The 19539-nt window shown below is 69.2% G+C and carries 12 protein-coding genes; 7 read left to right on the top strand and 5 right to left on the bottom strand.

Going from position 1 to position 19539, the window contains the following annotated elements:
- Window positions 1–52: 52 nt before the first annotated feature.
- Window positions 53–1102, top strand: coding sequence for a hypothetical protein (locus tag OV287_RS46645; RefSeq protein WP_267540533.1), 1050 nt, complete (start codon window positions 53–55; stop codon window positions 1100–1102).
- Window positions 1103–1138: 36 nt separating this feature from the next.
- On the opposite strand, the gene OV287_RS46640 is transcribed toward OV287_RS46645, so the two are convergent.
- Window positions 1139–2008 carry a YIP1 family protein gene (locus OV287_RS46640; protein WP_267540532.1) on the bottom strand — a complete coding sequence of 290 codons (870 nt, stop codon included), beginning with the start codon at window positions 2006–2008 and terminating at the stop codon, window positions 1139–1141.
- 37 nt (window positions 2009–2045) lie between these two features.
- A complete protein-coding gene (locus OV287_RS46635; protein ID WP_267540531.1) occupies window positions 2046–3257 on the bottom strand; it encodes a cytochrome P450 family protein in 1212 nt (403 codons plus the stop codon).
- Between the two features lie 265 nt (window positions 3258–3522).
- On the opposite strand from OV287_RS46635, the gene OV287_RS46630 reads away from it, so the two are divergent.
- From OV287_RS46630 to OV287_RS46610, 5 genes are all read left to right on the top strand, one after another.
- Complete coding sequence (locus OV287_RS46630) at window positions 3523–3975, top strand: response regulator (protein ID WP_267540530.1); 453 nt, start codon at window positions 3523–3525, stop codon at window positions 3973–3975.
- Complete coding sequence (locus OV287_RS46625) at window positions 3975–4499, top strand: DUF3592 domain-containing protein (RefSeq protein WP_267542561.1); 525 nt, start codon at window positions 3975–3977, stop codon at window positions 4497–4499. The genes OV287_RS46630 and OV287_RS46625 overlap by 1 nt, the downstream gene beginning before the upstream one ends.
- A gap of 36 nt (window positions 4500–4535) precedes the next feature.
- Window positions 4536–6611 (top strand): HEAT repeat domain-containing protein, encoded by a 2076-nt coding sequence (locus OV287_RS46620; RefSeq protein WP_267540529.1) that lies wholly within the window; start codon window positions 4536–4538, stop codon window positions 6609–6611.
- Window positions 6612–6677: 66 nt separating this feature from the next.
- Window positions 6678–9254, top strand: coding sequence for a fused MFS/spermidine synthase (locus OV287_RS46615; RefSeq protein WP_267540528.1), 2577 nt, complete (start codon window positions 6678–6680; stop codon window positions 9252–9254).
- Between the two features lie 152 nt (window positions 9255–9406).
- Entirely contained in the window at window positions 9407–10210 is an 804-nt protein-coding gene (locus OV287_RS46610) for a hypothetical protein (RefSeq protein WP_267540527.1), read from the top strand.
- Window positions 10211–10244: 34 nt separating this feature from the next.
- On the opposite strand, the gene OV287_RS46605 is transcribed toward OV287_RS46610, so the two are convergent.
- Together OV287_RS46605 and OV287_RS46600 are read right to left on the bottom strand one after the other, a co-directional pair.
- A complete protein-coding gene (locus OV287_RS46605; protein ID WP_267540526.1) occupies window positions 10245–14984 on the bottom strand; it encodes a translocation/assembly module TamB domain-containing protein in 4740 nt (1579 codons plus the stop codon).
- A complete protein-coding gene (locus OV287_RS46600; RefSeq protein ID WP_267540525.1) occupies window positions 14981–17290 on the bottom strand; it encodes an autotransporter assembly complex protein TamA in 2310 nt (769 codons plus the stop codon). Before OV287_RS46600 ends, OV287_RS46605 begins: the two co-directional genes overlap by 4 nt.
- A gap of 164 nt (window positions 17291–17454) precedes the next feature.
- Here OV287_RS46600 and OV287_RS46595 point away from each other — a divergent pair, with 164 nt between their 5' ends.
- On the top strand, window positions 17455–17817 hold the full coding sequence (locus tag OV287_RS46595) for a hypothetical protein (RefSeq protein ID WP_267540524.1): 363 nt from the start codon (window positions 17455–17457) through the stop codon (window positions 17815–17817).
- Window positions 17818–17885: 68 nt separating this feature from the next.
- On the opposite strand, the gene OV287_RS46590 is transcribed toward OV287_RS46595, so the two are convergent.
- Complete coding sequence (locus tag OV287_RS46590) at window positions 17886–19436, bottom strand: 4-alpha-glucanotransferase (RefSeq protein WP_267540523.1); 1551 nt, start codon at window positions 19434–19436, stop codon at window positions 17886–17888.
- Window positions 19437–19539: the final 103 nt, after the last annotated feature.

Raw genomic sequence — 19539 nt, 5'->3', positions numbered from 1 at the left:
CGTGGAGCCGGGCCTCCCCCGCCTGGTTTCGCGGCAATACCCGAGGCACGTGATGAAGCTGCGATACACGCTGTTGCTGTTGCCGGCGCTGTTGGGAGTGAGCTGCGGTCCGTCCGAGGACGAGGTGGTGGTGGACGAGCTCACGGGCCAGGTGCTCGAGCCGGCCACGACCGAGTACGACATGCACCGGTTGCTCGAGGACACCGACATCACCGGCGGGCAGTGGATTACCGTCGCGCAGGTGCAGGCGTTCTTGCAGCAGAAGGGCTCGTACCTGGCCACCTATAAGGATCCGGCCTGGAACAACAAGACGGCGGCGACGCTCATCGTGGAGCAGTCCAAGCTGCAGACCATCAGCCCGCTGTACATGCTGGCGCGCATCCAGACGGAGTCGAGCCTCATCACCAGCGGCACGTCGACCAACCTGGCCAAGGCCACCGGCTGTGGCTGCCCGGACAGCGGCGGGTGCAGCACCTCCTACGCGGGCTTCGGCAAGCAGATTGAGTGCTCGGCGAAGAAGCTGCGCGGCTACCTCACCGACCTGGACGCGGGCCGGGCCACCATCTCCGGGTGGAAGCCGGGCGTGACCAAGAGCACCTCGGATCCGTGCTCGGTGAAGCCGGCCAACAAGGCCACCGCGGCGCTCTACACGTACACCCCGTGGGTGGGCGCGTACGCCATCCAGTGCGGCCGTACGGACATCGGCGGCTCGTCGCTGGTGTCGGTGAAGTACAACCAGTTCAAGGGCGAGTACAACTGGGGCACCGGCTCCGCCGTCACCTGCTACACGGGCACGGTGGACGCGAACGTGGCCGTGGGCGTGTGCGTGCAGAGCTCCTCGGACGCCATCTGGCGGCAGTGCCAGAGCGACGGCACCTTCACGGCGGGCACCACCACCAAGCCCACCAACTGCACCGCCTCCTGGCCGTGGTGCTCGTCCGCCACGCTGGGCTACTCGGTGCCGGCGCGCACGTGCGTGCAGTCCTCCTCGGACCAGCAGTGGCACCAGTGCGGCGCCGAGGGCGCGTGGCAGTCGGCTCCGAGCGCCCCCATCTCGGGTGCTGGCCCGGTGGGAAGCTGCTACGCCTCCTATGCCCTCTGAGGTGGATGGAGGCGGTAGTGCATCAGCGGCGGCGCATCAGAAGTTGTTGCGCATCATGCTGAACATGAGGGCGTAGAAGCCGCCGCACATGCAGCAGGAGAGGACGGGCACGATCAAAGTGCCTGTCAGCGCCACCCCCCAGGTAGTCCGGTGCAGCCCGCGGTAGGCGAAGGCGCGGGCCACCAGCGCCCAGGGCATGGCCGAGTACATGCCGCAGAAGGGAATCAGTCCGAGCACCCAGGGCGCCTGGGAGAGCGAGTGGGCCCGGAGCGTCACCCCGTAGCCCCGGGTGACGCCTCCGAGCTTCATCACGAGGTGGTCGAGCCCCGAGAGGATGACGGTGGAGGCGACGGAGAACAGCGGGACCAGGAACAGGCAGAGCACGAACATGAGCGGCCCTATCCACGTCGGCAGGTCCCCCGACGAGCGGGCCTCCGCCGGGAGCATCGCCGGCATGAAGGAGAAGATGCCCATGTAGGTGAGCCCGGTCATGAAGCCGCTGGGCAGAGAGCACAGCAGCGAGAACAACAGCGAGCTGCTGGCGCTCCCCTCGGGGCGGACGGTGTAGAGGGCCTCCGGGTGGAGCATCACCGTGTGAATCGTCTTCCACAAGGCCGTGAACGTGCCCAGCTCCTCGCGCTTGTCCCACGGGAGCAGCACATCCGGCTCGAGCTCGTGGCAGCGCTGGCACACCACCTCGCCGCGCGAGTTCTGATGCAAGCACTCAGCGCAGGCGAAGGTTCCGCAGCGGTCGCAGCTGGCCAGGCTCACCCGGTTCGGGTGGATGGCGCACGTGGGCTCGGCGCTGCCCGGGGTGGCTTCCTGCAACAGCGAGACGCCGCAGCCCTGACACGACAGGGCTCCGGGGGTGATGGGGCGCTGACAATGGGGACACTGGAGGTGCATGTGTCCCCATCCTCGCACGGAAGGAGGGGCCGTGCGCTCAGAAGGTGACGGGCAGCCGCAGCAGGCCGTTGACGAGGACGCCGTCCCGCCAGCGCAGCCGGGCCGGCTCCTCCGCCAGCCTCAGCCGAGGCAGGCGCTCCAGCAGCAGGTTGATGGCGATGGTGCCCTCGAGCCGCGCCAGGGGCGCACCCAGGCAGAAGTGGATGCCGAAGCCGAAGGCGATGTGCCGGTTGGGCTCGCGGGTGATGTCGAAGCGCTCCGGCTCACGGAAGTGCTCGGGGTCATGGTCGGCCGCCAGCAGCGAGGCCACTACGCTCTCGCCGGCGGGAATCACCTGGCCGCGGAACTCGAGGTCCTGCGGCGCCCAGCGCTGGGTGGTGGTCTCCACCGGGCCGCGGTAGCGCAGCATCTCCTCCACCGCGGACTCGATGAGGGCCGGGTTGGCGCGCAGCCGCTCGAGCTGCTCCGGGTGGGTGAGCAGCGCCCAGATGCCGTTGCCGATGAGGTTCACCGTCGTCTCATGGCCCGCCACCAGCAGCAGGAACAGCATGCTGATGAGCTCGCGGGGCGAGAGCCGGTCTCCCTGTTCCTCCACGGACAGCAGGGCGCTGAGCAGATCATCACGCGGCTCGGCCCGGCGCCGCGCCAGCAGGCCCTGGAAGTACTGGGCGAACTGCAGGCCGGCCGTCTCGATGGTCTGCATGTTCCCGTCGGTGGGCGGGTTGACGATGACGTTCGTCCATTCGCGGAACTGCTCCTGGTCCTCCTGCGGCACGCCGAGCATCTCGGCGATGACCGTCACCGGCAGGGGGAAGGCGAAGGCGTCGAGCAGATCCATGGAGCCGCTCGCCTGCACGCCGTCCAGCAGCCGGTGGGCGATGGCGGTGATGCGCGGGCGCAGCTCCTCGACGCGGCGTGGAGTGAAGGCCTTGGACACCAGCGTGCGCAGGCGCGTGTGGTCCGGCGGATCCACCGAGAGCATGTGCTGGTTGATGGCCTCCATCGACTTGGTGCGGAGCTGTCTGGACGGCGAGTCCTCGGGCACCTTTTGGATGTCCTTGGTGAAGCGCGCATCCCTCATCAAGTCCACCGCGTCCTTGTAGCGGGTCGCCACCCAGACCGGGGTTTTGTAGTAGGGGTCGACCAGACGGACGAGCGGCGCCTCCTGCCTCATGCGTGCATAGACGGGCAGTGGGTTGGCGCGCGTCTCCGGTGCCCATAGGTCGTAACGGTTGGTGCTCGAGCTCAAGCTGGACTCTCCAGGGTGTCGTAGGTGGGGTGGCCGGCCTCCTCCCCACCGGGGGGGCTCCTGGATAACGCTTACGGAGGCATTTCGCGCGGGATGTGACGCGCGAGGGAGCGCTATCCGACGGGCTTGTGTGGGGCAGAGTGCCCCCTGTGGGGCAAGATGACCCGTTTTGACGCGTCCGGGCGGACTGTCCTCATGGGGCGGGAGTGCGTTGGCACGGGGACTGCTGTGTGAAGAGGGTTCCCTTCCGCCCGGGTGGTGTGCAGTGCTGTCTTCGCTTCCATCGGAACCCCACCCTCCGCGCATTCTCCTGGCCGAGGACGATGCCGAGCTGCGCGCGCTCCTGACGCTGACGCTGGCGCGGGCGGGCTGCGCGGTGGTGGCGCTGGAGGATGGCTTCGAGCTGTCCGACTACGTGTCGCTGACGAAGGTGTGCGGCGGTCCGCTACAGCCGCCGGACCTCATCCTGTCGGATGTGCGGATGCCGGGGCTCACCGGGCTGGAAGTGCTCACCCAGGTGCAGGCGGCCGGCCTCTTCTGCCCGGTGGTCATCCTCTCGGCCTTCGCGGATGACGCAACGCGAGAGGCGGCGAGGCGGCTCGGAGCGAGCGCCTTCCTGGACAAGCCGGTGGACCTGGACGTGCTGACGGCCACCGTGCGCCAGGAGATTTCCACGCCCCATGGCCCGGGGCTTCGGATGAGAGAGGTTTTGCCGTGATGAAGAAGCTGGTGCTGGGGTTGGTGCTGTGGGTGTTCGGCGTCGTGCTCGCCTTCGGCGGCGGGAGGATGGTCTACCGGGCCTGGGCGAGCGAGCGCTGGCCGGTGGTGCGGGGCTCGGTCCTGTCCTCCTCGGTAGAGACGCTGCGCAGCCGGCGCTCGGTGAGCTTCCGGCCTCACGTGCGCTACAGCTACACAGTGGGGACGGAGCACTTCACGTCCGAGACCATCGCCTTCGCTGCTCTGGACACGGGCAACTCGCAGGAGGCGAACGACTACGTGAGGCGCTTCCCGGCTGGAGCCCCTGTCGAGCTGCGCTATTCGCCAGAGCACCCGTCGATTGCTTGCATCGAGTGCGGACATGCAGGCCTGGCGGATTACGTGGTGACGGTAGGGGGTGGACTGCTGGCCCTGTACGCCGCCTGGGGGCTTCTGGAACTGCTGCGCAGCGGCCTTCGTGCCCGGCGGCGCCAGCGGCCCATCCCTTCGGGTGGCGCGGCCCCTCCGCAAGCGGCGCGCGGTTGAGTTGGCGTTCCCCCCTTCGTTCTCGAGCTCCTTCGCATGTCTCGCTCCGTAACGCTCTTCCTCGTGGTCGGTGTCCTCCTCGTGGTGGCCGGCGGAGCTGTCATCTCGCGCTCGTCCACGCCGGACGCACCGCCCGCCGTGTCTTCCACCGCTGTCGCTCCAAAGGAGACGGCCGCTCGTGTCGCGGAGCCCGTGGCTGCTCCGCCCGCGCCGAAGGTGACAGCGGAGCTGCTTCCGCCGCCTCCTGGCTACGTCGGCTCGGAGAAGTGCGGCGAGTGCCATGACGACGAGCACGCCGCATGGCGCAAGGACTGGCATGCCCGCGCGCTCTCGGAGGCCACCCCGGACTACGTGGTCGGCGATTTCAAGAATGCTCATTACAAGGGGGACTCCAGCGAGGCGTGGATGGCCTCGCGGGACGAGCAGTTCTCCATGCGCACGAAGGGGCCTGGTGGCGCGCTCGATGCGTACCCGGTGCATTGGGTGGTAGGCGGCAAGCGGATGCAGGACCCCGTCACCATGATGCCGGACGGGCGCTGGCAGGTGCTGCCCATCTACTTCCACGTCACCGGCAAGGGCGAGTGGGTGGACTACTCCGAGTCCAAGCAGGGCGCATTGACGCCGGAGCACCCCTTCTTCTGGGCCAACTGGCAGCGCAATACCCAGCACTCGTGCCTGGACTGCCACGTCACCGGCCTCAACACGCGCTACGACCGGAAGAGCCACCGCTGGAGCACGGGTTTCGCGGACGCGGGAGTGGCCTGCGAGAGCTGCCATGGCCCCGGCGCGCGCCACGCGGACACGCAGCTCACGAAGGACATCATCCAGCCGACGAAGCTTCCGCCCCAGCAGGGGCTGGCCGTGTGCGCGCAGTGCCACGGCCCTCACCGTACGCTCTTCCCGCTGCTGGACGCGGAGCACCGGTATCAGCCGGGCCAGCGCTACGAGGACTTCTATCAGCCCATGGTGGTGCTGCTGGGCAGCCAGCGCTCCGGCGACTTCTTCGAGGACGGGCGCCCGAAGACCTCCAGCTTCGAGTACCAGGCCCTCACCCAGTCCCGCTGCTACCTGCAGGGCGGCGCCACGTGTCTCACCTGCCACACCGCGCCCCACGCCGAGCACGCGGACAATGAAGTCAAGCAGCCCAAGCACCTCGCGAAGGGCGTGACGGTGGGCTCGGCGAGCTGCCAGGGTTGCCACGCGAAGGTGTTCGCCGAGGGCTCCAAGCATACGCACCACACCTCGGCCGAGGCGCAGGACTGCGTGGCCTGCCACATGCCGCCGACGGTGTCAGGCGTGCTGGACCACTTCGCGGACCATGCCATCGACGTGCCGGTACCGCGTAACACGGTGAAGCACGACATCCCCAACGCGTGCAACGCGTGCCACACGCACGAGAAGGCCTCACCCGAGGCGATGGTGGAGTCCCTGGAGAAGTGGTGGCCCAACGCGAAGCAGCGGCAGGCGCGGCGCATGCGGCTGGCGGACGCCATCGCGATGAAGACCGCCGCGGACAGTCGCGAGCCGCTGGAGCAGGTGCTGGCGGACAAGAAGGAGGCGCCGGCCCTGCGCGGCGTGGCCGCCCATCTGCTGGCCCAGCGCTTCCGCAAGGAGTCGGTGCCCGCGCTGAAGGCGGCGCTCGCCACGGCCACCGACCCGAGCCTGCGCTCGGAGCTCGCCGATGCGCTGGCCATGACGGGCACACGGGACGTGGTGGACGTGCTCGTCCCGCTGCTGAAGGACAAGTCGCTCTGGGTGCGCCAGACCGCCGCCATTCCGCTCGCGGGGGTGGGGGACCCGCGTGGGCTCTCGGCGCTGGAGACGCTGGCGAGCCGACCCGAGTCGGAGGGGCTGACGATGCCCCACGTGATGCTCGGCCAGCTCGCGCTGCGCCGGGGAGACCTCGCCACGGGAGTCCAGGAGCTGGAGCGTTCCCTGGACCTGCAGCCGTACAACGCTGAGGTGTTGGTGGTGCTGGCGGACGTCTACGCCCGCCAGGGGGACCTGCCGAAGGCGCGGGAGCGGCTGGAGGAGGCGCTGCGCTTCGACTCGCAGCACCGCGGGGCGCGGCAGCGGCTGGAGTTCCTGCGGCGGGGGGGCCCGGCTCGCTGAGCCCGCCTGCCCTTCTTGCTGGCAAACCGGCGGGAAGGCGGGAGCCGGGGTAGACTCGCACCTCCCGTGAATCGCATCTCCGCCAGAGTGTTCGCCGCCGTGGGTCTGCTCTTCGTCGCTTCCGGCATGAGCGGGCTCGTCTTCGAGGTCATCTGGGTCCGCTACCTGACGCTGGTGGTGGGCCACACCACGTTCGCGGCGAGCCTGGTGGTGTCCGCCTTCCTGGCGGGGCTCGTGCTGGGCAGCCTGGGGTGGGGGCGGCTCGCGGACAGGCTGAAGCACCCGCTGCTGGCCTACGGGTTGTTGGAGGTGGCCACGGGGGTGCTCGCGCTGGGCATCACCCGGGTGTTGGCCTCGCTGCCCGAGTTGCTCTCCGCGCTGGGCCTGCCGGGTGGAGGGCCGCTGCCCGTGCGAGGGGTGCTGGCCTTCCTGCTGGTGCTGCCACCCACCTTCTTCATGGGCGGCACGCTGCCCGTCCTCATGCGCTTCGTGGCGCGCGAGCTGGAGGGCCTGGGGCGCTCCTTCGGCGTGCTGTACTCGCTCAACACCCTGGGCGCGGCGCTCGGTTGCGGGCTGGCGGGTTTCTACCTCATTGGCGAGGTGGGGCTGTGGCGCACAGCGGCGATCGCCGCGGGGCTCAACGTGCTCGTGGGGCTCGTCGTGGCGCTCCTGCACCTGTGGCTGCGTCCCGAGCCCATGTCCGCCACTGCGCCTGCCGCCACCGAGGCCCCTGGTGAGGGCTCCGGCTTCCAGGGCATGCGCCGCACGCTGCTCGTTGCGGCCTTCGCGCTGTGCGGCTTCGCGTCTATCTCCTACGAGGTGCTCTGGTTCCGCGTCCTCTCGACCTCGCTGGACTCCACCACGTATGCCTTCACCATCCTTCTGGTGACGTTCCTGCTGGGACTCGTCATCGGAGGGCTCGTCTACTCGCTGCGGCTGGCCGGGCGGGTGCGAGAGCTGGAGCTCTTCGTTACCGTGGAGTCGCTCCTCGCCTTCGCGGGCCTGCTGTCGATGGCGTTGCTGGGCATGTCGCGCCCGGTGAGCCAGCTGCTGTCCGGCCTGGTGGGTGGCTGGGGCCCCAACGCCGTCTACGTGGGCATGCTGCTGCACGCGGCGCTTGTCATCCTCGTGCCCGCCTCGCTCATTGGCGTCATCTTCCCGCTGGTGGTGCAACTCACCACCCGGCACGTGGCGAGCGCGGCCAGCAACGTGGGCCTGCTGTATTCGGTGAACACGCTGGGCGGCATCGTGGGCTCGCTGGCGGTGGGCTTCGTGCTGGTGCCGGCGGTGGGGACACAGTGGACGTTCGTCCTGATGTGCGCGCTCAACATGGCGCTGGCGCTGGGAGTGCAGGCACTGGACACGCAGGCGCACCCGCGTGCCCGCCGGAGCATGTGGACGGGGGCGGCGCTGCTCGGGGTCGCGGTGGTGATGGTGCCAGGGGACTTGCTGGTGCGCGCCTTCGCCGAGCACTCGGACTCGCGGGTGCGCTTCGTGCGCGAGGGCGTGGACGGATCGCTGGCAGTGCTCGAATACGACAACGAGTCGGTGTGTGACTCGGGGCTGTACGCGTGCGGACCGGGTTGCCGGGAGCGGGGCTTCCGCCACCAGCAGTTGTTGTTCGGCTCGGTGTCGTACGCGAATACGGCGCTGCCGAGGAAGCGCTACATGGCCACGTTGGCGCACCTGCCCATGCTGCTGCACCCGGAGCCAAAGGAAGTGCTGCAGGTGTGCTTCGGCACGGGAAGCACCGCGGGTTCCTTCGCGAGCCACCCGGGCCTGCGCTCGCTCACCATCGTGGACACCAACCCGGACGTGCTGGCCGCGGCGCCGCACTTCGCCGAGCACAACCACGGAGTGGCGGAGGATCCGCGGACGCGTGTGGTGTTCGACGATGGGCGCCACTTCTTGTTGGCTTCACAGGGCCGCTACGACGTCATCTCCTTCGAGCCGCCGCCGCCCCGCTCAGCGGGAGTGGTGGGCCTCTACACCACCGAGTTCTATCGAGAGGTGAAGCAGCGGCTGGCGCCGGGAGGCGTGCTGGCGCAATGGATTCCCTTGCAGCAGCAGCCGGACAACCTGACGCGGGGCATGGTGGCTTCGCTGCTAGAGGCCTTCTCGGAGGTGACGCTGTGGATTCCCTCTGACTACGAGGCGGTGCTGGTGGCGGCGGACCGGCCGCTGGGAGTGGACGTGGCGGGCTGGGAGACGCGGTGGGCGCAGGCGACGGTGGCGCGCTCGCTCGCGGACGTGGGCTTCACCTCGCCGTATGGGCTCATGGGGACGTACGTGGCGGGCACGGAGGCGCTGCGGCGCTGGACGCAGGGCTATGCGCCGGTGACAGATGACCACCCGGCGGTGGAGTACTTCTTGTTCAACGCGGATCGGCCATTCGACCCGGAGGCGCTGCTCGCGATGGCGGAGCGTCCTGCTGTCGAGCGAGGGGAGGGGTTGGACACGGTGCGGCTCTCACGCGAGCTGGAGGCCAATCGGCGAGTGCTGGAGTCCACACGTCTCAAGAGGGAAGGGGAGTGGGAGGCGGCGCGGGCGCGGGTGGCTGAGGCACGCGCGCAGGTGGGCGACAACGCCTTTCTGTCCTTCTTGATGGACCTGGAGTTGGACTGCCTGCGGCCGGCGCGGTGAGTTGCTTGTAGTCGGAAAGAGGAGTTGCCCCGGGGATGGTCTACCTGCCTGGGGACTGCCGTTGAGCGGGCAGGAGACATCCGCTGCCCTCGACACGGGCGAGGTGCCTGACGGTTGAGGAGCACTCGGCTGCTGTAGTACGGCGCGAGGCCATGACCACGGAACAGTCTCCGGTGCTCGAGTTTCCAGCGTGGCTCCATGGCTCCATCACCACCATTCGCCGCAAGGTGAGAGCCGAGGGCCAGTGGTGGGCTCGGGAGTACCTCGAGACCGGTGCCTTTCCCCAGCCCCGGCAGATGCGCCAGGTGCAGCCCGGTGAAGTGCTGGTGATGCACTCGGGGGCTGAATTCGGCTCGCCCCACGCTTGCTGGCGGATGCACATGTTCATCAGCGTCTTCATGGCCTTGAATGAAAGTGTTCCGGAGGAGGAGTACCAGCGCACGAGGGCCGCCTTCGAGTCCTATTGCCTGAGCACCCCCTGGGGAGCGCTCTACCAGGCCGTGTCTCCGTCGCCGCCGCGGAGTGCTGAGCGTATGGCGAACCGGCTCGCCTCGCTGTTGCGCTTCTGGGAGGTGCTCCAGGGCCCGCGCTACGCGTTCTGGTCGTTCGATGACAACTACACGCTGGAAGAACTCATGGAGGACATCTACCGCAAGACGTTGGAGGCCTGGTGCCCCGGAGGCCCTGCCTCCGTCCAAGAGCACCTGGCGCTGACGGTGGAGCGCATGGCTCGCGCGACCCGAGAGGAGTGCCTGGAGGCCGTGCTCCGGGTGATGCCTGTCGTGGTGGAGGCGAACCGCGACTTGCAGAACCGCGAGGTGCTCAGGGAGCCGGGTTTCCTGCGCGAGCGCCTCTCCGCGCTTCCCCCGAAGAAGTTCGAGTCGCTCTCCAGCGCCGACAAATACGCGGTGAATGGGCAGTTGTATGACTGGGACAGGGAGCTGGGACGGCACTAGCCTCTTATGCTGAACTCCTGCGACCCGTGAGGCGTCAGTAGTCCTTGCTCCAGATGACGTCCGCGCCGCCCTGCTGAGCGTCTCCGTACTCGCCTTCGACGCTCCACTGCGGGCTGAACTGGTACTCCAGCCGCACGGCGTTGTTGTTCTGGCGCCGGGTGCTGGGCTGGTTCTGCGCGGCGCCCAGGCGGCCGGTGTAGCCCAGGTACAGGTCGTCCGTGAGGTAGGTGCCCACCTCCAGCCGCGTTCCCGCCAGGCCCTCCTCACCGGCCTCGATGGTGAACACGTCCAGCGGCAGCTTCGCGGCCAGCGCCTTGCGCGCCTGTGAGGCCAGCGCCGAGCCCAGCACCGACGCTACCTGCTCTTGGTTCATCGACGCGCCCGAGCCCGCCTTGAGCGTGCGTCGGCCCGTGGCCAGCAGCGTGTAAATCTCTGTCTCCGGCAGTGGCGGCTCGCTGGTGGGCTTGATGGTGAACTCCTTGCCCTGGCCGCGCACGGTGACGAATACCTTCACGCCCGCGCGCTCGTTGTCGTACTCGGCGGTGGCGTTGATGTAAGGCATGGCCGCCGGGCCGGTGAAGCGCACCTGGCTGGAGTTCTGGACGGTGAGGCGCCGGCCGAGCACCTCCACCTCGCCACGCAGCACGCGCACCTCGCCGTAGATGGAGGTGGTGTCCGCGTATTCGATGCGGAAGTCCTCCGACATGCCGAGCTCCGTGTTGACGTCCGAGCCCTGCACCCAGAGGTTCTTCGGCGCATTCACGATGAGGGTGTACTTGCGCTGCGGCTCCCCGTCCTCAACGCCCGGGCCCGCGCCTCCCGTTGCCGTCCCCGGGCTGGTCGCGTCAGGCGGAGGGGTGGTCCGCTTGCGCCGAGGCGCTTTCATCGGCGTCCCGTTGCACACCAGGACAATGCCCTCGGGCCGGTCCAGCGGCTGCAGGTCCTTGCGCTTGGCCTCGGGCAGGAGGATGTGGGCCTCGGGAATGGTGACGTTGCGCAGGTTGATGTGCTCGCTGGACACCTCACCCTTGAACTGGGTGCGCATGCGCAGGAGCGCCAGAAGCTGGTCCTCGAAGACGAGGGGGAAGTCGTTGAGGGTGCCCTCGCCGGTGAGGGAGTACGCGCCCGGTGATGTGCGGTTCGCCTGGGCCGTGAACTTCAAGGAGCCGCCGCCGCTGCTCGCGGAGAGGTCGGAGAGGAACAGGTGCTTGTCGGTGACGTCGAGCGCCACGTGCACGTCCTGGTAGTCGCCCATGCCCTCCAGGGCGAGCCGGCCCTTCTCCCACTCGAGCGTGCCCCGGTAGGTGAGGGCTCCGACGGTGCCGCCCACGTGCACCTTCTCCATCCGCAGCACGCCGCCGATGGAGCGCACCATGGGCAGCTGCGAGCCAGAGAGGAAGGACAGCTCGAACTGGTGCGCGTCCACGTCCACTTCCAGCGGCATCCGGGAGAAGTCCACGCCCCGGCGCAGCGCGGGCAGGGACAGGTCTTGCTTCGCCTCTCCCTTCGCCACCAGCGTGCCGCCCTTGGGGGCGGAGAGCAGCGCATTGAACACGGAGCGGGCATCGCCATAGGTGTAGTGCAGGCGCGCCTGGCCGAGGCCAATCTGACTCAGGCCGATGTTCTGCACGCCGGCGTTGAGGTCCACCTGGGGGTCCGCCAGCGTGCCGCGCGCCCGCAGATTCAGGGAGAGGACGTTCTGAATGTCGGAGCTTCGGGAGTCCTCATCTTCGGTCCGGCAGACCGTGCCTGCTCTGTTCAGGGAACCGGAGGACTCGGCCAGGCCCATCAGCTCACGCTGCGAGATGGGGCCGGCCCGGAGCGCGAGCGTGAAGGGCACATGGCCCACCACCTCCTGGTCCTGCAGCGCGGCGATGGGCGCCTCGACGTGGGCGTCCACCTGCGCCAGGAGTGTGCTCTCGCGCCGCGCGACGAGCTGGAGCTTCACCGAGTCCTTGTCCGTGTTCAGCGCGAGGTTGCCATCGAGGGGGTGGAGGCCATTCACCGTGGCCCGCCGCGCCTCCATCTTCACCTCGCCCACGGGCGCCAACAGGGGGCCGGTGAGGCTGGCCGTCATCGACAGCATGCCGCCCGCGCGTTCAGCCAGGCCCAGTTGCGACAGCAGGCCCAGGGGCAGCTCGCTCAACTCAGCCCGCAGCTCGCGCATCGGCGTTTCCAACACCTGGGCCGCCGTGGGAGGGCTCGTCAGCAGTTGGCCGAGCGTGAAAGGGGTTGCGAGGGAGGCAGTGGCCCTCGAGCCAATGCCGTGCAAATCCAGGCTCGCGCTGAGCGTGCCGTCCTTGTCATCGGAGCGGGCGGTGAGCTCGAAGCCGAGCGGCTCACCACGCAGCTTGGGAGGCAGTGAGCCCGGAGCGAGCACCACCGGCGGAGGCTGCTGGGGCGGCACACCCCAGTAGCGCAGCCCCGAGCCCTTCAGCGAAAGCTGCAGGCGCGGATCATTCGCCATCCCCTTGAGCGTCATGCTGCCGGAGAGCAAGCCAGTGGCGGACTCGGGCTGTCCGGCCATGCGCAGCGCGGGGCCGATGTCCACATGGTCCAGGGTGAGCTCCAGGTCCACGGGCTCGCGGCGGTGCTGCATCAGCGCCTGCACGGGCACGTCGTACTTCGCGGAGACGCGGCCCGCGGGAGCGTTGGCTGCGAAGGTGCCGGTGGCGCGGTCCCGCACGTAGCGGCCCTGCAGGTCGAAGCCCAGGTCCTCGTACTGCTGGTAGCGGCCGCCGCGCAGGGTGAGGTCCACGATGGCGTCTGGTCGAGCCATGCGTCCGCTCACCGCCACGCTGCCGGAGAGCTGGCCGTCCACGTCGAGGGTCTCAGGCAGGAAGGCCTTGGGCAGCCGCCCGAGGTCGAACTCGCGCAGGTCGGTGCGCGCGTTGATGCGCTCGCCTTCCATCTGCAGGGCCAGCGAGAGAGACTGAGGACCGGAGGTGAGGGTGAGGGGCTCCTTCTCCGTGGCCACCTCCACGCGGCCATTGCCCCAGCCCAGGTGGGTGGGGCGCTGGAGCGCCCAGCCCGCTTCGGGGTAGCGCAGGGTGAGGGCGTCGAGTCCGAGGCCCTGGTTGTCCTTGTCCACGGTGCCCTTCAGAGACACGAGGAGGTCCGTGCTGCCGCCGGTACTCACGGTGGCCTCGAGGGCGCGGCCGCGGGTGACGAGTGAGGCGTTCAGGTCCTCGTAGGTGCGGCCGCCGGCGCTCAGCTTCGTGGCCTTCAGCGTGGCATCCGTGGTGAGGGGCTGGGTGACGTCCGGCACGCGGGCGTCGAGCGTGAGGCCCTCCACGGACGTCTCCGCCCAGGCGAGGGTGTCGAAGCCGCCCTTGAGGCTGGCGGCGGGATGGCGGACGGGGCCGGACACGGTGAAGTCCAGGGCGCCGCGGCCCGACAGGGGCAGGGGCTGGTTGTCGCCCAGCCGGCCCACGGTGTTGGCGAAGGTGTCCAAGTCGGAGGCCACGAGCCGGCCCTCGAGCCGCATGTCCTCCTGGGTGCCACCCCCTCGTGCGGTGAGGCTTGCGCCGGGGGCTTGGGCCTGGAGCTGGGAGAGCTCGAAGCGTCCCTGCTTCGCGTTCGCATGCAGCTCCACCGGTCCGAGCGTCCGGCCTCCGACCTGCGAGGGCGGCATGGTGAGGTCCACCGTGCCATCCAGGGTGTCCAGGCTCTTGCCGCCACCCGTCACGTGCAGGTCCGCGGCGAGCACGGTGCTCGGTCCTCCGCCCAGCAGCCTGGCCAGGTCCAACTGGCGCACGCGGGCAGTGAGGCCGTCGGTGCGGAGCTGCTCTATATCCAGTGCGCCCTCCACCTCGGCGGTGCCGTCCGCGGCCTGCGCATCCAGGTCCACCCGCACCGTGTTGCCCGCCTGGGCCACGGTGCCCGAGAGGGTGACGGGCGCGGCCACCGGGTAGGAGGGCAGGACGGCGCGTGCCGTCTCCGGGGCGAGGGTGAGCTGCTTCACCTCGACGCGCGCCTGCTTCTCGCCCTCCAGCGCGCCGGTTGCCCGCAGTCCGAGCCCTGGGGCGCTCATGTCCACGTCGGCGTTCAGCTTGCCTTCCTCGCCCCAGGCCTTCAGTGCCAGCCGCACCGGGCCCGCCACGGGACGGCCAAGGCTGGCCGTGGCGTCGAGCTTCGCGTCGAGCGCCTCGGTGGCCGAGGCCCAGGAGGCTGCACCCGAGGCATCCAGGTCATCCAGGCGCACCTCGCGGTTTCCCTCGGGCGACTGCATCACGTAGTCGACGGAGCCATCCACGAGCTGGAGCTCCTCGAGGGTGAAGCGCAGGGTGCCGCGTGGGGCGTTGGGGTCCTCCGGCTTGGGCTGTCGGGGCTCGATGGCGCGCGAGAGGTTGAGACCGCGCTCGTCCTGGTGGAGGTAGAGGTGGGGCTGCTCCACGCGCGCGGAGCTGAGCACCACGTGCTTGCGCAGCAGCGGGGCGAGCGCCAATCGCGCCTCCACCCGGTCCACCTCTGCCACCAGCTCGCCCTCGGGGTCGTACAGCTTCAGGCCGGTGAGGACGACGGAGCGCAGGCCCAGGTCGAGTCCACCCACCTCGAGCTTGCCCGAGAGCTGCTCGTTCGCCTGCTGGACGACGAGGGCCTGGAGGCGGGCCTCGCCAGCGGGCCCGGTCAGATAGATGAGCGCGCCGGCTACGAGCACCAGCACCAGTCCGAGGAGCCCGAGCAGGCCCCAGAGCAGCCAGCGGCCCCGGTGCTTCCGGGGCGGCGAGGATGGGGGACGGGCTTCAGGCGTGGATTCGTTGCCGGTACTCAAAATGCCTCTCCAATCGAGAGGAAGAACGTGCAGTAACCTTCCGGGGCTCCCGCATATTCTTTCGTCACGTTGACGACCCGGGGCTCCGTGGGGCCATTGGGATTCCTGGGGTTTACAGGGACCTGGATGGTTTTCTGTGTGATTCCGAGTCCGAAGCAGTCCCCCCATCCCCCGAGGGTGGTGGCGCCGCCGGTCGCAGGGTCGAAGATGGGCAGGGGCCGGCCAATGTTCAACCTCCGGGCAATGTCCAGCCGCAGCGGCCCGACGATGGTGAGGTAACGCAGGCCGAGCCCTACTGCCTGGTAGTGATAGTCCCCGAAGATCCGGCTGCTCTCCTTGCGGACGTTGGTCTGCCGGGGCCCGAAGTTCAGCGGGTCGGCGCCCACGAGGCCGCTGTCGTGGAAGAGGGCGAGGGACAGGTTTCCGACCACCTTGAGGCGCAGCTCCACGGACGTCTCGACGAGGCTGTTGCCGCCGATGGGGACGACCCGGTCCGTGGGCGACAGGAGCTCGTCATCGCTGACCTTGTTCATGGGCGCGAGCCGCCGGCTGTTGAAGCCTCGCATGGAGGCTCCGCCGCCCGCGAAGAAGCGGTTGACGATGGCGCTCTCCTGCCGGATGCGCTCGCCCGCCTCGTTGGTGATGACGGGGCTGAGGAGGGTGCCCATCCGCAGCCTCGCCGCCAGGGTGAAGCGCTCCTTGGGGCCGAACGTGTAATAGCCGCGCACGTCCGGCAGCACGCGCAGGAAGGTGTAGTCGCCCTGGAGGGGGCCGCCTCCCTCCTGTAGCGACAGCGCGGTGTAGAAGCCCTTCCTCGGCGCGATGGGGTCATCGCGGCGGTCCCACTCCGCCACCTGCTCGAAGTAGCTCACCGAGATGTTGCAGGTGTCCTCCAGGCTCGTGCCCGCCGGGCAGCCCAGCACGAGGGGCGGGACGGTCGTCTGGTCCTGCGGGCCCCGCTGGCCCTGGAGCCGGTAGATCTCCAGGTTGTAGCTGGGGAAGAGGGAGAACTGCGGAATGGGCTGCCAGATGACGCCGCCGCGGAGGCGCCCGCCGATGTAGTTGTACGCCTGCTCCAGTCCCCGCTCCGCGGTGAGGGTTGTCTGCAGTCGCAGGTCCCGAGCGAGGAAGCGCGGCTGCTCGAACTCGGTGGACAGCTCGAACACGAGGCCGTGCGGGGTGCTGAGGTTGGGCGCGTCCGCCTCGCCGTCTCCATCCGTGTCGACCTGATCGAAGGCAGCGCCCAGGGTGGGGATGAAGGCATAGCCCACTCGGCCGCCCACGGTGAGCCGGCGCAGGCCGCCGAAGAAGTTGCGGTCCGTCCACTCGCCCACCGCGCGCACTTCCTGCCGGGCCGAGTCCAGGCCGATGCCGCCACCCAGGCGGATGGAGCGGAAGGGGGCCTCTCGGACGTCCACCACCACCGGCACCGTCCGGGCCTCCCGGTCCGGCGCGCCGCGGTTGACCTTCACCGCGCCGAAGACGCCCATGCGGAAGATGCGTGCCTGGGCCTCGGACAGCGCCGTCTCGCTGAACCACTCGCCCTTGCGGATGGCTCCCTGCGCCTGCTCGATGATGCGCCGCGGCTTCACCTGCGGGTTGGCGTCCGTGGCCACGAAGATGTTGCCGAAGCGGTAGCGCAGGCCCGGCTTCACCTCCAGGAGTACCTTCGCCTCGTTCGTGGCCAGGTCCACCTGCACCTCGCCGCTGACCTCCGCCTCGGCGTAGCCCAGTTCGCGCAGGCGCTGCTGCATCAGCGCCTTCGTTTCCTCCCAGGCCCCCTCGCGGAAGATCCTCGGCTCCTTGCCCTCCTGCGCGGGCTCCAGCGGCAGCTCCGCCAGCACCCGCGAGCGCTGCTCCTGGGGCAGCTCCTCCATCCCCTTCACCTCGAAGACGCCGACCCGGGTGGGTTGCCCCTCCGTCCGCACCTTGACCCGGAGCGCGACGCCATCGCCCCCCTTGCGCACCACCGTGTCCTCGAGCTGTTCCGACTCGAGCTGCACCTGGTAGTAGCCCTGTGACTGGTAGTAGCGCTTGATGCGCCGCAGGTCCGCCTGCCACGCGTTCTCGTCGAAGTAGCTGGGGCCCACGAAGGGGTTGAGCGGCTCCCACCAGGGCGTCTCGCTGGTGACGATCTTCTCCTTGATGTCGGAGGCGCTGACCTCATCGGCGCCCTCGATCTTCAGGTCCACGACCTTGGGCTGGTCCGGCCGGGTGGCGCCCGCGGGGGTGCTACACCCAGTGGCGAGGAGGAGGAGGCTGGTGACGAGGAGGAACTGGCGAAGGAGAGGGGCCGCGACGTCCACCCAGGATACATAGCCCGGAAGGCCGCCGATGCATCCCCCCGGTGTAGGGCTTCTCTGCCAGCGGACATTTGGTGCTCCTTGGAGAGGAGCCTCTGTCCGCTGGCGCGCGCCAGCGTGCGCTCGGCACGTGCATCCCGGGCCCGGCTGCTCCAGAGTGGGGCCGTATGCCATGGCCAATCAGAGGATTCCTGGGGGCGGCGGCGCTGGTGGTGCTCACCTCCTGTGGTGTGAGCGAGGACGAGATCGTACACGTCAAGGAAGGTGCGAAGCTGGGTCATTCGGATCCAAGGATCGGACTCCAGTACTGCACCACCCTCGGCTGTCCTGATCCGGCACTCCTCAGTCCCCCGGCGGAAGACACGGACCCCCTGTACTGCCTGGAGGTGTTCTTCGAGTACGGCCGTTCTCCCGCGCTGTGCCTCCCTCTGGACGTGTGCCAGAAGCTCGAGTGTGCGAAGCAAGGGCAGGAGTGCGCCATCTTCGACGGCTTCCCCGGCCAGGTGAAGTGCATCGAGCCGAAGGACTAGAGCGGGACACGCGCAACGGACGCGGCACCGGGCCCCCATGAGAAGAGAAGCCCGGGCCGGTGGCGCGCCTAGCGGCGGGCCGAGGCGGTGAGGAGCCCCAGCCGCTCAGCGGCCGTGCGCGTCTCCTCGGTGGTGAGCAGGTCCTCGACGTTCTGGCTCATGCGGTAGGACCAGTTGGCGTCGCTCATAGAGCCCGGCAGGTTGATGCGGTCGCGCGTGCCGAGCACGTCCTGCCAGGGCAGCACGCACAGGTCGCTCCCCGAGTTGAGCGCGGCGGCGAGCATGGCCCGGTGGAGTTCGGGGGTGAACTCGCGCGTGACGCCGATGCCCTGGAACTCGGGATAGACGTGTGCGATGGCCAGACGTTCCTGGTCGTTGGCTGCGTTCTCCCACCAGTCGGCCACGGGCTCGGTGTCATGGGTGCCGGTGGTGACGAGCGACACGGCGGGGAAGTCGTGCGGGTTGCGGTAGACGTTGTCGTCGCGCTCCCAGCGCATCACCCGGTAGCCCGGCAGGCCCAGGTCCTTGAGGATGGCGCGCACGAAGGGCGGAATCACCCCGAGGTCCTCGGCGACGATGCCCGCGTCCTTCGACAGCAGGCGGAAGTTCTTCTCGCCGTAGCGCTTCCAGGCCTCCTCGGTCTCGGGGATGAAGCGGCCGAGGGGCGTCTTCTCGTCGCGGATCCACTGGCGGAAGTAGCCCACCGCGTGGTCCACCCGGCGCAAGTCGTAGTAGCTGGCCGCCTTGACGGCGCGCGACTTGAGCCAGCGGTAGTCGTCCTTCTCCATCCGCTCGAAGTCGAAGTAGGGCAGGCCCCAGTCCTGGCCCGTGGCGGAGAAGGCGTCCGGGGGCACGCCCAGGCGCGCGTCGCGGCGCAGGATGTCCGGGTGCGCCCACACGTCCGAGCTGTCCTGGCCGATGATGAAGGGCTCGTCTCCGCACAGGAGGACGCCCCGCGCCTTGGCCCGTTCGCGCACCGTGTTCCACTGGGCCTCGGCCACCCACTGCAGCCAGGCGTGATAGCGCACCTCGTGCTCCAGCCGCGCCGACTCGGCCTTCAGCGCCTCCGGGTTCCGGTTCTTCAGCGGCTCCGGCCACTCCCACCAGGGCAGTTGGTGCCGGTCCATGGAGATGGCGGTGTAGAGGGCGTAGCTCTCCAGCCATTCACCCTGCTGCTTGCGCCAGGTGTCGAACTCCTTGGCGCGCGGGGCGTGGGGCCACTCGGTGCGGTTGAAGTGCTCGAAGGCCCTCCGGAAGGCGGCGCCCTTGAGGCGGAAGACCAGGTCGTAGCGGATGCGGGGCGCCGCACGGGCCTCGGCCAGCAGGCGCTTCTCCTCGTCGGACAGCGCCGCCTCGCCGCCCGTGGCATGGAACTCGGGCAGCATCTCCAGGTTGATGAAGAGCGCGTTGAGTCCGAACGCCGAGCGCGTGGAGTAGGGGCTGGGGTCGCCCGGGGACGTGGGAAGGAGCGGCAGCAGCATCAGCAGGCGCTGGCGCGCCGCCTCCATCCACTGGAAGAGGCCGTCGAACCCGCCGAAGTCGCCGATACCGAAGTCGTTCTTCGAGCGGAGGGAGAAGAGAGGAAGCAGGAGACCGGAGATCCGGCCGGTGGATGCCATGGTGGGCGCACAATGCACCACGTGCCCTCGGGTGTGAACTGTCCTGACGCACAGTCAAGCGGCGCCGTGTCTGCCCGCCTGCCAGGGGGCTCTCGGGCTGCTG

Origin of the sequence: Archangium lansingense (genome assembly GCF_026626635.1) — a bacterium.
Taxonomy (GTDB): domain Bacteria; phylum Myxococcota; class Myxococcia; order Myxococcales; family Myxococcaceae; genus Archangium; species Archangium lansingense.
This window is presented reverse-complemented; position numbering and strand designations above follow the sequence as displayed.

Coding starts and splice junctions, on each gene's coding strand:
- OV287_RS46645 (WP_267540533.1), top strand. CDS start 53: ATGAAGCTGCGATACACGCTGTTGCTGTTGCCGGCGCTGTTGGGAGTG.
- OV287_RS46640 (WP_267540532.1), bottom strand. CDS start 2,008: ATGCACCTCCAGTGTCCCCATTGTCAGCGCCCCATCACCCCCGGAGCC.
- OV287_RS46625 (WP_267542561.1), top strand. CDS start 3,975: ATGAAGAAGCTGGTGCTGGGGTTGGTGCTGTGGGTGTTCGGCGTCGTG.
- OV287_RS46620 (WP_267540529.1), top strand. CDS start 4,536: ATGTCTCGCTCCGTAACGCTCTTCCTCGTGGTCGGTGTCCTCCTCGTG.
- OV287_RS46610 (WP_267540527.1), top strand. CDS start 9,407: ATGACCACGGAACAGTCTCCGGTGCTCGAGTTTCCAGCGTGGCTCCAT.
- OV287_RS46595 (WP_267540524.1), top strand. CDS start 17,455: ATGCCATGGCCAATCAGAGGATTCCTGGGGGCGGCGGCGCTGGTGGTG.
- OV287_RS46590 (WP_267540523.1), bottom strand. CDS start 19,436: ATGGCATCCACCGGCCGGATCTCCGGTCTCCTGCTTCCTCTCTTCTCC.